Raw genomic sequence first — 12,840 nt, forward strand, 5'->3', positions numbered from 1 at the left:
TGACACGGGCCGTTGGCCTGCGGGAACGACGACGGGGCGGCACCCACGCTGGGTGCCGCCCCGTCGTCGTCGTGCCAGGGGCTGGTCAGCCGAGGATTGCCGGCGCGAAGCGGACGGCCACCACGCCGAAGACCACCACGAGCACCGCGGTGCCCAGCAGCCAGGCCCACGCGGTGGAGCCGGCGCCCTCCCGGCCGGCGCCGCCGAGCATTCCGGCACGGCGCATCCGTGCCGTCGTGTGGGCCAGCAGGTAGGTCTGCGCGCACCACACGATCATGCAGTACAGGCACAGGGCGTTGATGTGGAACGTGGTCTGCCACCACAGCCACAGGGTGAACACGGAACCGGCGGCGATCCCGAGCCACAGCAGCCACCAGAACCAGCGGGCGTAGCGCGCCCCGGCCAGCACGCCCACCGCCACGGCGAGCACCACGGCGTAGGCCACGATCCCGATGAACGGGTTGGGGAAGCCGAACAGCTCCGCCTGCGGGGTGCGCATGACCGTGCCGCAGGCCAGCCACGCGTTGATGTCGCAGCTCGCCCGGTGCCCGGCGTCCTGGTACAGGGCCAGCCGCTCGGCCACGAGCTCCGCGGACGCCGCGAAGCCGATCAGGGAGAGGACCACGGCCAGCACCCCCCAGGTGCGGTCCGAGCGCGTCACGGGTGGCGGAACCGTGTCCGAGGGGGTACCGCTCGGGTGTCCCGTGGCGGTGGTGGGTGCGGGGCGGGATGCTGAACTCACGCGCCCGATCGTAGACCACCGGCCGGGGGACGTGCCGCGCGGAGGTGCGCCTCCGGTGGCTCTCACCGCGGTGGAGCTGTGGCGTGCACCACCCGGATGCGCGGCCACAGGGGACGACTGTGAGATACTGGTGCGCGGTCGGTCCTCAAGCCGCACGTGAGGCACCGGCCCGGCAGGAGCACCGACAACCATCGGTACGGACCCGCGGCTCTCACAGGATCGAGCGCGTCCGCCACTGGTTCAAGTTCGCGGTCCCACGGACCGAGCGACTCGGGCATCCGCCGGCTCGCGGACAGCGCGCCCCACAGGCCGCGCCCGCGGGTACGACACCGACTTCCGGCGGCCGCGTGGAGAACACCGGCTCGACCGACCGAGCACACCTCGGGCCCGGGTGCGGACGGTGCCCCGAGCAGGAGCACAACTGCACATGGAACCTGAACAGGACACCACCGCACAGACCCCCGAGGCCACGGTGACCCCCGTGGACGGCACGAGCCAGGCGATCGCCACGGCCGCCGCCGTCGACGCAGGCGAGGCCCCCGCCGCTCCGGAGCCCGCCGCCGAGAAGGCGGCCGAGGAGACCAAGGAAGCAACCGCGGCCAACCAGGCGGACGACGACGCCGCGGCGGGCCAGGACACCGGGTCCCAGAAGACGGAGACCGCGGAGAAGGACGGTGCCGCGGCGGAGAAGGCCACCGATGCCTCGGCCGAGAACACGGCGTCCGAGGACGACGGCTCCGCGCAGGAGAGCACCCAGCCCCCCACGCAGGACGACTTCGGAGCCTTCGGCCCCGGTGCCTCGCTGCTGTTCCGCGCCCCGGACCCGGAGGAGATCCGCCGTGCGGCCGAGGCGCAGAAGGCCCGCCTGCGCGAGGCCGCCCAGGAGCGCGACGCCGAGCGTGCGGCGCACCGCGACGAGGACGAGGACGACGAGAACGGGAGCGTCTCGAGCAGGCGGCGCCGGCGGCGTCGTCGCGGGGACGAGGACATGGAGCTCGTGGACGACTCCGACGGCTCCGTGACGCGGGTGCGCGCCCCGCGCGGCGCGTCCGAGGGCACGAGCAGCGACGAGGTCACCGGGGTCAAGGGCTCCACGCGCCTCGAGGCCAAGCGCCAGCGCCGTCGCGAGTCCCGCCAGTTCGGCCGCCGCCGCCACGTGATCACCGAGGCCGAGTTCCTGGCCCGCCGCGAGTCCGTGGAGCGCAAGATGCTGGTCCGCCAGAAGGAGGACCGCATCCAGATCGGCGTGCTCGAGGACGGGATCCTCGCGGAGCACTTCGTCTCCCACACCACGCAGGACTCGCTGATCGGCAACGTGTACGTGGGCAAGGTGCAGAACGTCCTGCCGTCCATGGAGGCCGCGTTCGTGGACATCGGACGCGGGCGCAACGCCGTGCTCTACGCCGGCGAGGTGGACTGGGACGCCGCGGAGCTCGGCAACAAGCCCCGCAAGATCGAGAACGCCCTGAAGCCCGGCAGCACGGTGCTCGTGCAGGTCACCAAGGACCCCGTGGGTCACAAGGGAGCCCGGCTCACCAGCCAGGTGTCCCTGCCGGGGCGCTACCTCGTCTACGTGCCCGGCGGGTCCATGACCGGGATCTCACGCAAGCTCCCGGACGTGGAGCGCCAGCGGCTCAAGAGAATCCTCAAGGACCGGCTGCCCGAGGGCGCGGGCGTGATCGTGCGCACCGCCGCGGAAGGAGCCTCCGAGACCGAGCTGACCAACGACATCAACCGGCTGCGCTCCCAGTGGGAGCAGATCCAGGAGAAGGCGGGCTCCACCAAGACCCTGGCGCCGGAGCTGCTCTACGCCGAGCCGGACCTCACCATCAAGACGGTCCGCGACGTGTTCAACGAGGACTTCACCGCCATGGTGGTCCAGGGCGAGCAGGCGTGGGACAACATCGAGGCCTACGTGACCTACGTGGCCCCGGACCTGCTGGACCGCCTGCAGCGCTGGACGGAGGACGAGGACCTCTTCGAGCACATGCGCGTGGAGGAGCAGATCCAGAAGGCCCTGGAGCGCAAGGTGTTCCTGCCCTCCGGCGGCTCGCTCGTCATCGACCGCACCGAGGCCATGACCGTGGTGGACGTCAACACCGGCAAGTTCACCGGTTCCGGCGGCAACCTCGAGGAGACCGTCACCAAGAACAACCTCGAGGCCGCCGAGGAGATCGTGCGCCAGCTGCGGCTGCGGGACATCGGCGGAATCATCGTGGTGGACTTCATCGACATGGTCCTGGAGTCCAACCGGGACCTCGTGCTGCGCCGGCTCGTGGAGTGCCTGGGCCGTGACCGCACCAAGCACCAGGTGGCGGAGGTGACCTCCCTGGGTCTCGTGCAGATGACGCGCAAGCGCATGGGCACCGGCCTGCTCGAGGTCTTCTCGGAGCCGTGCGAGGAGTGCGCGGGCCGCGGCGTCGTTGTCCACGACCACCCCCTCAAGGGTCGCTCCACGGCCACCGCGCCGGACCACCGCGGCGGCAACCGCAACGAGCGCAAGCGCTCGCGGCAGAAGCAGAACCAGCCGCAGGACAAGCCCCGGTCCAACAACCGGGGTGGCGCGGACGACCAGCAGCAGGCCCGGGACGAGGCCGCCCGCACGGCGTTCGCGAACATCGCGGCCGCCTCCTCCCACGAGGACGACGACGCCCAGGGCGCCTCCCGCGGCGGAGCCGAGCACAAGGACTCGACCGGCCAGCACGCGGAGCACGGGAACCAGGGCCCGGAGCAGGCGTCCGAGCACGGTTCGGCGGACTCCGAGAGCGGGCGGCGTCGGAAGAAGCGCCGCGGCAAGCGCAGCCGCGGTCGCGGGAACCAGGGCGAGGACACCGCCACCGAGAACGGTGGGAACGGTGCCTCCGAACCCCGCGGCGAGCACGCCGCGGGTGACGCCGGGTCCAGCCTGACGATCCACGGTGAGGTCATCGAGCTCCCCCAGGGGCAGAAGGACGAGCGCGCGGAGCAGGAGGCGCTCACCCTGGACTCGCTCTCCGCGGCCTTCTCGGCCGAGGACTCCGGCGAGGACGCGTCGCAGGACCGCACCGGGTCCGGTCGCGGCTCCGGACGGCGGGGCGGCGAGGGCTCGAAGGGCCGCGGGGGACGCTCCGCGGGCCAGCGCGGCCGGGGTCGCGGCAACGGCGCCGCGTCGTCCGACGCCGAGCAGACCCGGTCCGAGCAGCCCGAGGGCTCCGCGCCGGAGCGGGACGCCCAGAAGCAGTCGCCGTCCGAGGGCGGGGCTGGACAGCCGGACCCGTCCCGGCGCGCCACGACGGCACAGCCCGCCGCGTCCACCACGGACGCCGCTCCTGCCAGGCGCCGCCGCGGTTCCCGCCGCGCCGTGGCTCCCACGGCCGCACCGGGTGCCGGAAGCGTGGAGACCCGTGAGTACGACGCCGCCGAGCGCTCGGCCACGCGGTTCACCGCCGCGGCCGCGCCCGTGAGCTCGGCCTCCTCGGACGGCCAGCCCACCATCGTGGGTGTGGGCGTGAGCGCCCGGGACATCACGATGACCCCCAAGGGGGACTGACGCCCCGCGCGGCCCTCCCGGGAGGACCGCGGGGGACCACCCACCACAGGAGCGCTCGGACTCGTCCGGGCGCTCCTGTGGCATGATCGGGACCACGTGCACGGGGTGCCGCACGGCGGCTGAGAACACACCCGTAGAACCTGATCTAGCTCGTACTAGCGAAGGGAATGTCGTGAACCCCACGCCTTCTGTCCCCGCCCCCCGCGTCCTCTCGATCGCCGGCACCGACCCCACGGGTGGTGCCGGGCACGCCGCGGACCTGAAGTCCATCGCCGCCATGGGCGGCTTCGGGCTGAGCGTGGTCACTGCGGTGGTCGCGCAGAACACGCAGGGCGTGGTGGCGGTCCACACCCCACCCGTGTCCGTGCTGCAGGCGCAGCTGGACGCCGTGGCGCAGGACGTGGAGCTGGATGCCGTGAAGGTCGGGATGCTCGGCTCGGTGGACGTCATCGAGACGGTGGGGGCGTGGCTCGCGGCCCACCGTGCGCCCGTGGCCGTGATCGACCCCGTCATGGTGGCCACCGCCGGGGGACGGCTGCTCGAGCCCGACGCCGAGGACGCACTGCGCGGCATCCTGCACCACGCGGACCTGATCACCCCCAACCTGCCCGAGCTCGCCGTGCTCGCGGAGCGGCCCGTGGCCACCACGTGGGACGAGGCGCTCGAGCAGGGCCGGGCCGTGGCGGAAACCTTCGGCACGCGCGTGCTGGTCAAGGGCGGGCACCTGAGCGGGGAGTCCACCCCGGACGCCCTCGTGGTCCCGGGCCGGACCGAGCCCGTGGCCCAGTACTCGGGGACGAGAGTGGCCACGCGCAACACCCACGGGACCGGGTGCTCACTGTCGTCTGCGGTGGCCACGGTCGTGGCGCGCACGGGGGACTGGGCACAGGGGATCGACACCGCCCGCCGCTGGCTGCGCGGTGCGCTGCGCGCGGCGGACTCCCTGCACGTGGGCCACGGCAACGGCCCGGTCCACCACTTCCACCACGTCCAGGACCTCGTCACGGACCCCGCCTTCGTGGCGGCGGCGTGCGGGGAGGACGACGACGCCGCTCCCGCTGTCTCCCCGGCAGACGGCGCTGTCCACACTGCCTCCCCGGCACAGAGGGCCGTGGCGGCCGGGCACGCACTGCAGGCCGCGGCGGGGGACGTGTCCGCGCGTGGTGACGCGGCGGCGTCGTGCGGGGGCACCGAGGATCCCGGCACACGCTTCACCGACGAGCTCTGGGAGGCGAGCGCGCCGATCCGCGAGCAGATCGCGGTCCTGCCCTTCGTGGTGGGGCTGGGGGACGGCACGCTGGAGCGGGACGAGTTCGAGCGCTACCTGGACCAGGACATGCAGTACCTGGACGCCTACTCGCGGGCCCTCGCGCTGCTCGCGGCGGCGGCCCCCGAGGAGAGCACCCGGGAGTTCTTCGCCAGGGCGGCGGCCGCTGTGGTCACGGGGGAGTCCGCACTGCACCGCGCGCGGCTGGACGGGCGCGCCCCGCAACAGCCCTCCGGGACCACGAGCGCGTACGCGGACTTCCTGCTCGCCCGCACGGGACAGGACGGGTTCGCGGTGGGTGCCGCCGCGGTCCTGCCGTGCTACTGGCTCTACGCGCACGTGGGGGCGGAGCTCACGGAGCGGGCGCGCCGCACGGGGCTGCAGGGGCACCCGTTCGCGGACTGGCTCGAGACCTACGACGACCCGCAGTTCCACGCCGCCACGGAGGTGGCCCGTGCCGCCGTGGACCGCGCCGCCGAGCAGGCGGACACCGCCACGCGCGAGGCCATGCGCCGCGCGTTCCTGCGCGCGTGCCACCTGGAGCTCGAGTTCTTCGCACAGACCTCGGCCGCCACCGCACGCCAGGAGGGCTGATCCCGCACGGCGGAGAGCCCGCGAGTGGCGTGACTTCCGGGGATCGGGTAGTCTGGACTGTCGGTGCCGGACACCGGTGTGCGCATAGTCGTTTTCATGCGCCCGGACTCGGCACACTCGGGTGAACTTCCTGTTCTCGGTGCGACAGCCACGCAGAGAGCGGGTCGGTCACAGACCACCGCGGCGTGATGTCTCGACATTCGCAGTCCGGCAGGAGCCCACCCGACCTTTACACGCAGTCCGTAGATGTCGAGAGAAGTGAGTTCCCAAGTGGTGTACGCGATTGTCCGCGCAGGCGGCCGCCAGGAGAAGGTTTCCGTTGGAGACCTCGTGACCCTTGACCGCGTCGCCGGCGAGGCAGGCAGCACCGTAGAGCTTCCTGCGCTGCTGCTGGTCGATGGGGACAAGGTCACCTCCGACTCCAAGACCCTGGCCGACGTCAAGGTCACGGCCGAGATCGTCGAGGACCTGCGCGGTCCCAAGATCTCGATCATGAAGTACAAGAACAAGACCGGCTACAAGAAGCGCCAGGGCTTCCGTGCTGAGCTGACCACGGTCAAGATCACCGGCATCGACGCCTGATTTCCCGGTCCCCCATACATTTCCAACGAAGGTAGGCACACACCATGGCACACAAGAAGGGTGCGAGCTCCACTCGCAACGGCCGTGACTCCAACGCCCAGTACCTGGGTGTCAAGCGCTTCGGCGGCCAGTCCGTCAACGCCGGCGAGATCATCGTCCGCCAGCGTGGAACCCACTTCCACCCGGGCCTGAACATGGGCCGCGGCAAGGACGACACCCTGTTCGCCCTGGCCGCCGGTGTCGTCGAGTTCGGCACCCGTCGTGGCCGCCGCGTGGTCAACATCCAGACCGCCGAGTAGTCAGTTCTTCCGGACCCCAGGGTCCCCCCGCCGTCACCGCAGCGTGACGGCGACCACTGGAGGGTGGGCGCGTCACGCGCTCACCCTCTAGTCTTTTCAGGACAGCCCCGTCTCCCCGCCCCGCGCGGGGGACCCCAGAATCCGAGGAGCCACGTGGCCAGTTTTGTTGATCGAGTCATCGTCCACGCCACGGGCGGCAACGGCGGCCACGGCTGCGTCTCCGTCAAGCGCGAGAAGTTCAAGCCGCTCGGCGGCCCGGACGGCGGCAACGGCGGGGACGGCGGCTCCGTGATCCTGCGGGTGGACGGGCAGTCCACCACCCTGCTGGGCTTCCACCACGCCCCGCACCAGAAGGCCCCCAACGGGGAGCCCGGCAAGGGAGACATGCGCCACGGCTTCAAGGGCCAGGACCTCGTGCTCTCCGTGCCGGACGGCACCGTGGTCAAGGACCGCGAGGGCAATGTGCTCGCGGACCTGCTGGGGGAGGGCAGCGAGTACGTGCTGGCCTCCGGCGGCATGGGCGGGCGTGGCAACGCGGCGCTCGCGTCCCCCAAGCGCAAGGCTCCCGGTTTCGCGCTGCTCGGCACCCCGGGCGAGGAGCAGGAGGTGGAGCTGGAGCTGAAGTCCATTGCGGACATCGCGCTCGTGGGCTTCCCCTCCGCCGGCAAGTCCAGCCTGATCGCCGCCATGAGTGCCGCGCGGCCCAAGATCGCCGACTACCCCTTCACCACGCTGGTCCCCAACCTGGGTGTGGTCCAGGCCGGCGACACGCGCTTCACCGTGGCGGACGTTCCCGGTCTGATCCCGGGTGCGTCCGAGGGCAAGGGACTCGGCCTGGAGTTCCTGCGCCACGTGGAGCGCTGCGCCGCCCTGGTGCACGTGATCGACTGCGCCACCCTGGAACCGGGCCGCGACCCGATGAGCGACCTCGACGCGCTGGAGGCGGAGCTCGCCCACTACGCGCAGGACATCGAGGACGACGACCCGTCCTCCATTCCTCTCACGGAGCGGCCCCGCCTGGTGGTGCTCAACAAGGTGGACGTGCCCGAGGCCCGGGAGCTCGCGGACTTCGTGCGCACCGAGCTCGAGGAGCGCGGCTACCCGGTGTTCGAGATCTCCACGGCCTCCCACGAGGGGCTGCGGGAGCTGAGCTTCGCGATGGCTCGCCTGGTCTCGGAGGCACGGGCCCAGGAGGAGGAGCGCGAGGAGCGCCGCCGCACCGTGCCGGTGCTGCAGCCCGAGCCCGCGCGGCGTCGTCGTGGCAAGGACCGCCACGAGTTCGTGATCACCCGCGAGGACCGCGCCGAGGAGCCGCTGTACCACGTGCGGGGCGAGAAGCCCGAGCGCTGGGTGCTGCAGACGGACTTCAACAACGACGAGGCCGTGGGCTACCTCGCGGACCGCTTCGCCAAGCTGGGCATCGAGGACGAGCTGTTCCGGATCGGTGCCAAGCCGGGCAACGCCGTGCTGATCGGACCCGAGGAGAACGGCGTGGTCTTCGACTGGGAGCCCACCATGGTGGGCGGCGCCGAGCTGCTGGGCGGACCCCGCGGTTCGGACCTGCGCCTCGAGGAGACCTCCCGACCCACCCGCCGCGAGAAGCGGGAACAGTTCTACGACCGCATGGACGCGAAGTCCGAGGCCCGCGCGGAGCTCGAGCAGGAGCGCCGCGCCGGGATCTGGACCGAGTCCGTGGACGCACGAGATCGCCGCCGCACGTCCGAGACGAAGGAGACGAACGAGAAGTGACCCACCACGAGAAGACCCCCACCGAGACCATCGACGTCTCCGCCGTGGAGCAGCAGGCCTCGAAGTCCGCGATCCAGCTCAGCACTGAGAGCCGCGGCAAGAACCGGCGCTCGGCCATCGAGAGCCGCGAGGAGCTGCCCAAGGCGCGGCGCGTGGTCGTGAAGGTGGGCTCCTCGTCCCTGACCTCCATCGAGAACTCGATCGACGAGAACGCGCTGCGCTCCATCGTGGACGCCCTCGGGCGCATCAAGGCCCAGGGCGTGGAGGTGGTGTTCGTGTCCTCGGGCGCGATCACCGCCGGGCTCCAGCCCCTGGGGCTGTCCAGGCGGCCCAAGGACCTCGCGACCAAGCAGGCCGCGGCGTCGGTGGGTCAGGGTCTGCTCATCTCCCGCTACACCGAGCACTTCGCGCGCTACGACGTCACGGTGGGGCAGGTGCTCGTGACCGCCGAGGACCTCATGCGCCACTCGCAGTACAAGAACGCGCACCGCCAGATCGAGCGGCTGCTGGACCTGGGGATCCTGCCGATCGTCAACGAGAACGACGCCGTGGCCACCCACGAGATCAAGTTCGGCGACAACGACCGGATCGCGGCACTCGTGGCGCACCTGATCAAGGCCGACGCGCTGCTGCTGCTCTCGGACGTGGACGCGCTCTACACCCGCCCGCCCAAGGACGGCGGCGAGCGCATCCCCACCGTCACGGACCCCATCGCGGACCTCGAGGGCGTGGAGATCGGCACCGTGGGCCGCGCCGGAGTGGGCTCCGGCGGGATGGTGACCAAGGTGCAGGCCGCGCGCATCGCGGCGGCGTCGGGCATCCCGGCGCTCGTGACCTCCGCGGCGAACATCGAGAGCGCGCTGGCCGGGGACGACGTGGGCACGTGGTTCGCCACCACTGGCGGGCGGCGCAACGTGCGCCTTCTGTGGCTCGCGCACCTCGCGGACATCAAGGGCACCCTCACCCTGGACGACGGCGCCGTGGAGGCCGTTCGAGGCCGGCGCTCCCTGCTCGCGGCGGGGGTCACCGCTGTGGAGGGCACCTTCAGCGCGGGAGACCCCGTGTCCATGGTGGACTCGACCGGCACCGAGGTGGGCCACGGGCTCGTGAACTACGGCTCGGACGAGATCCCCGGGATGCTCGGCAAGCGCACCTACGAGCTGGGGGAGGAGTTCGGGGAGGACTACGCGCGTGAGCTCGTGCACGTGGACAACCTCGTGAACCTGCGCCCCCGCTCCGCCCGCACCAAGCTCACGTGAGCACCCCGGGCTGACACCGGAGACCCGCGGCGGCAGAGCGAGGGGCACTGTCCTGCCCGGGCCCGCCGCCCGCTTCCGGACACCGCAGCCGCCGGAGCCGTACGACACCGACCGCACCGCCCGCCACACACCCGCAGGAGGAACCATGGCCGAGAACACGTCCGTACTGACCGCCCAGGAGACGTTCGGGGACGACCCCGTCACCGGGGTGGGCCTGATGGCCGACGACGCCCGCGTGGCCGCGCGCACGCTCGCCAGGGCACCGCGTGCCTGGAAGGACCGGGCGCTGCACCTCATGGCGGACCGCATCGAGTCGCGCCGCGACGTGATCCTCGAGGCCAACGCCCGGGACCTGGAGCGCGGTCGCGAGGCCGGCACCTCCGCGGCGATGCTGGACCGCCTCAAGCTGGACGCCGCGCGCATCACGGGACTCGCGGACGCGCTGCGCGAGCTGGCCGCGCTGCCGGACCCGGTGGGCTCCGTGGTGCGTGGTCAGACCCTCGCGAACGGGCTGCGGATGCGCCAGGTGCGCGTGCCCATGGGCGTGGTGGGTGTGATCTACGAGGCCCGCCCCAACGTGACCGTGGACATCGCCGGGATCGCCGTGAAGTCCGGCAACGCCGTGCTGCTGCGGGGCGGCTCTGCGGCGTTCGACTCCAACCGGGCCCTCGTGGGTGTCCTGCGGGACGCCCTCGCGGACGCCAAGCTGCCCGTGGACTGCGTCCAGACCGTGGACGACTACGGCCGGGACGGCGCCAACGCCCTGATGGGTGCCCGCGGCAAGGTGGACGTGCTCATCCCGCGCGGCGGGCGCGGCCTGATCCAGTCCGTGGTCACGAACGCCACGGTGCCCGTGATCGAGACCGGCGAGGGCAACGTGCACGTGCTCGTGGACGCCTCCGCTGCCGCGGAGACGGCCACCCGGCTGGTGGTCAACTCCAAGACCCACCGCACCTCCACGTGCAACTCCGCGGAGACCCTCCTGCTTCACGCGGACGCGCAGGAGACCGGCAAGGAGGTCCTCGCCGCACTCGACAAGGCCGGCGTGACCCTGCACGTGGACGACCGCGCCGCCGCGCTGCTGCCCCCGGGCTCGGACCACCTCAAGGCCACGGACGAGGACTGGGCCACCGAGTACCTGGACATGGACATGGCGGTGAAGGTGGTGGACTCGTTGGACGCGGCAATCGAGCACATCCGCCGCTACTCCACGGGCCACACCGAGGCGATCATCACCAACGACCTCGCCAACGCCGAGCGGTTCACCGCCGAGGTGGACTCCGCCGCGGTCATGGTCAACGCGTCCACGCGGTTCACGGACGGCGGCCAGCTGGGACTCGGTGCGGAGATCGGGATCTCCACGCAGAAGATGCACGCGCGCGGCCCCATGGGCCTGGAGGAGCTGACCACCACCAAGTGGGTAGTCCAGGGTGACGGTCACGTGCGCCCCTGAGACGTACCATGGAACGGACGTGGCGCGACAGACGTCCGCCGCACCACACCACCGGCGCCGCCGGTCCGAGAAGGGAAACGCATGAGCTCGCTGCACCTGCTGTCCAACGCCACCCTCGTGGCCTCCGAGGGAGCCCACCACGTGAACGAGGAGCTGCTCTCCATGGCGCCGGTGTTCGGCATCGTGGCGTTCGTGCTCTTCGTGGTGAGCCTGCTGGCCGCCATGTCCTTCTCCTCCCGCGGCAAGGCCCCCGTGGTCGGCGAATACCACGATCCCTCGCAGCTGCCCGCGGACGAGCAGGCCATGCTCGACAGCGTGCACGCCGCACCGCGCCACTGACACCGGACCGCCTGGAGTGAATCCCACGAGCGCCCCGGTGGTCACGGCCGAGACGGAGCTGACCATTCCCCCGCGCATCCCGGGCAGGACCCGGCTGGGGGTCATGGGCGGCACCTTCGACCCCATCCACCACGGGCACCTCGTGGCCGCGTCGGAGGTCGCGGCGGTGTTCGACCTGGACGAGGTCGTCTTCGTGCCCACGGGTGAGCCGTGGCAGAAGGCGGGGCAGGACGTCACGGACGCCGAGCACCGCTACCTCATGACGGTGGTGGCCACGGCGTCCAACCCGCGCTTCACCGTGTCCCGCGTGGACGTGGACCGGCACGGGCCCACGTACACGATCGACACGCTGCGGGACCTGCACGCCCAGCGCCCGGACGCCGAGCTGTTCTTCATCACGGGCGCGGACGCCATGGCGGAGATCCTCACGTGGAAGGGCGCCGAGGAGCTGTGGCGCCTGGCCCGGTTCGTGGGCGTGACCCGCCCCGGGCACGTGCTCTCCGCCCCCGTGGGATCGGAGAGCGTGTCCCTGCTGAACGTCCCGGCCATGGCGATCTCCTCCACGGACTGCCGCGCCCGGGTGGCCGCGGGCAAGCCGGTCTGGTACCTCGTGCCGGACGGCGTGGTGCAGTACATCAACAAGTACGGTCTCTACTGCAGCGGGACCGCTCCCAGCAGCACGTCCGGCCACGCGTCGGCGTCCCGCCGGTCCTGCTCGTTCGCCGCGGCTGCACGCAGGGCCAGCTCGGCGAGCCGATGCTGCTTTGCGAGCAGGGCGTCGTCCACCTGCTCGCCCCCGTTCTGCGCCGGCGTCTCCTGCAGCTGCCGCGCGTGCTCGGCCATCTCACGCTGCAGCCGCGCGAGCCGGCGGGGCCCGAGGGGCTTGACGGCGTCCTCCTGCGGCGGTGTGTCCAGCTCGATCATGGGCGCGGGCGGCGAGAGCCGCTCGTGCTCACCCGTGGCCGGGCGGGAGGCCCAGGGGCACTCGGGGGACTCGTCGTCGTGCTTGTCGGGGGGTGTGCTCACG

General features: G+C 71.9%; 9 protein-coding genes, 1 pseudogene and 1 riboswitch. Of the genes and pseudogenes, 9 read left to right on the plus strand and 1 reads right to left on the minus strand.

Features of this window, described 5'->3' with window-relative positions:
* Positions 1-85: 85 nt before the first annotated feature.
* Positions 86-742 carry a vitamin K epoxide reductase family protein gene (locus tag D9R02_RS03175; protein WP_035884944.1) on the minus strand — a complete coding sequence of 219 codons (657 nt, stop codon included), beginning with the start codon at positions 740-742 and terminating at the stop codon, positions 86-88.
* Positions 743-1,169: 427 nt separating this feature from the next.
* Between D9R02_RS03175 and D9R02_RS03180 the strand changes: the two genes are divergently transcribed.
* The 9 genes and pseudogenes from D9R02_RS03180 to nadD all read left to right on the plus strand — a co-directional run.
* Positions 1,170-4,271 carry an Rne/Rng family ribonuclease gene (locus D9R02_RS03180; protein ID WP_121566315.1) on the plus strand — a complete coding sequence of 1,034 codons (3,102 nt, stop codon included), beginning with the start codon at positions 1,170-1,172 and terminating at the stop codon, positions 4,269-4,271.
* A gap of 91 nt (positions 4,272-4,362) precedes the next feature.
* Positions 4,363-4,456: riboswitch (TPP riboswitch) on the plus strand.
* On the plus strand, positions 4,444-6,132 hold the full coding sequence (locus D9R02_RS03185) for a bifunctional hydroxymethylpyrimidine kinase/phosphomethylpyrimidine kinase (RefSeq protein WP_102613725.1): 1,689 nt from the start codon (positions 4,444-4,446) through the stop codon (positions 6,130-6,132). Its footprint overlaps the riboswitch before it by 13 nt.
* Positions 6,133-6,402: 270 nt before the next feature.
* On the plus strand, positions 6,403-6,714 hold the full coding sequence (gene rplU, locus D9R02_RS03190) for a 50S ribosomal protein L21 (protein ID WP_039101259.1): 312 nt from the start codon (positions 6,403-6,405) through the stop codon (positions 6,712-6,714).
* Positions 6,715-6,758: 44 nt separating this feature from the next.
* Complete coding sequence (gene rpmA / locus D9R02_RS03195) at positions 6,759-7,013, plus strand: 50S ribosomal protein L27 (protein ID WP_012398199.1); 255 nt, start codon at positions 6,759-6,761, stop codon at positions 7,011-7,013.
* 153 nt (positions 7,014-7,166) lie between these two features.
* Positions 7,167-8,762 (plus strand): GTPase ObgE, encoded by a 1,596-nt coding sequence (obgE, locus tag D9R02_RS03200; protein ID WP_039101258.1) that lies wholly within the window; start codon positions 7,167-7,169, stop codon positions 8,760-8,762.
* Entirely contained in the window at positions 8,759-10,021 is a 1,263-nt protein-coding gene (proB, locus tag D9R02_RS03205; protein WP_183085941.1) for a glutamate 5-kinase, read from the plus strand. The genes obgE and proB overlap by 4 nt, the downstream gene beginning before the upstream one ends.
* 145 nt (positions 10,022-10,166) lie before the next feature.
* Positions 10,167-11,474, plus strand: a complete 1,308-nt coding sequence (locus D9R02_RS03210; protein ID WP_102613726.1) for a glutamate-5-semialdehyde dehydrogenase — start codon at positions 10,167-10,169, stop codon at positions 11,472-11,474.
* Positions 11,475-11,555: 81 nt separating this feature from the next.
* On the plus strand, positions 11,556-11,813 hold the full coding sequence (locus D9R02_RS03215) for a hypothetical protein (RefSeq protein WP_039101256.1): 258 nt from the start codon (positions 11,556-11,558) through the stop codon (positions 11,811-11,813).
* A gap of 103 nt (positions 11,814-11,916) precedes the next feature.
* Positions 11,917-12,513, plus strand: a pseudogene (gene nadD, locus D9R02_RS03220) (nicotinate-nucleotide adenylyltransferase); the annotation flags it as partial.
* Positions 12,514-12,840: the final 327 nt, after the last annotated feature.

This window comes from Kocuria rhizophila, from assembly GCF_003667225.1.
Taxonomy (GTDB): Bacteria; Actinomycetota; Actinomycetes; order Actinomycetales; family Micrococcaceae; genus Kocuria; species Kocuria rhizophila.

Coding starts and splice junctions, on each gene's coding strand:
- D9R02_RS03180 (WP_121566315.1), top strand. CDS start 1,170: ATGGAACCTGAACAGGACACCACCGCACAGACCCCCGAGGCCACGGTG.
- rpmA (WP_012398199.1), top strand. CDS start 6,759: ATGGCACACAAGAAGGGTGCGAGCTCCACTCGCAACGGCCGTGACTCC.
- D9R02_RS03210 (WP_102613726.1), top strand. CDS start 10,167: ATGGCCGAGAACACGTCCGTACTGACCGCCCAGGAGACGTTCGGGGAC.
- D9R02_RS03215 (WP_039101256.1), top strand. CDS start 11,556: ATGAGCTCGCTGCACCTGCTGTCCAACGCCACCCTCGTGGCCTCCGAG.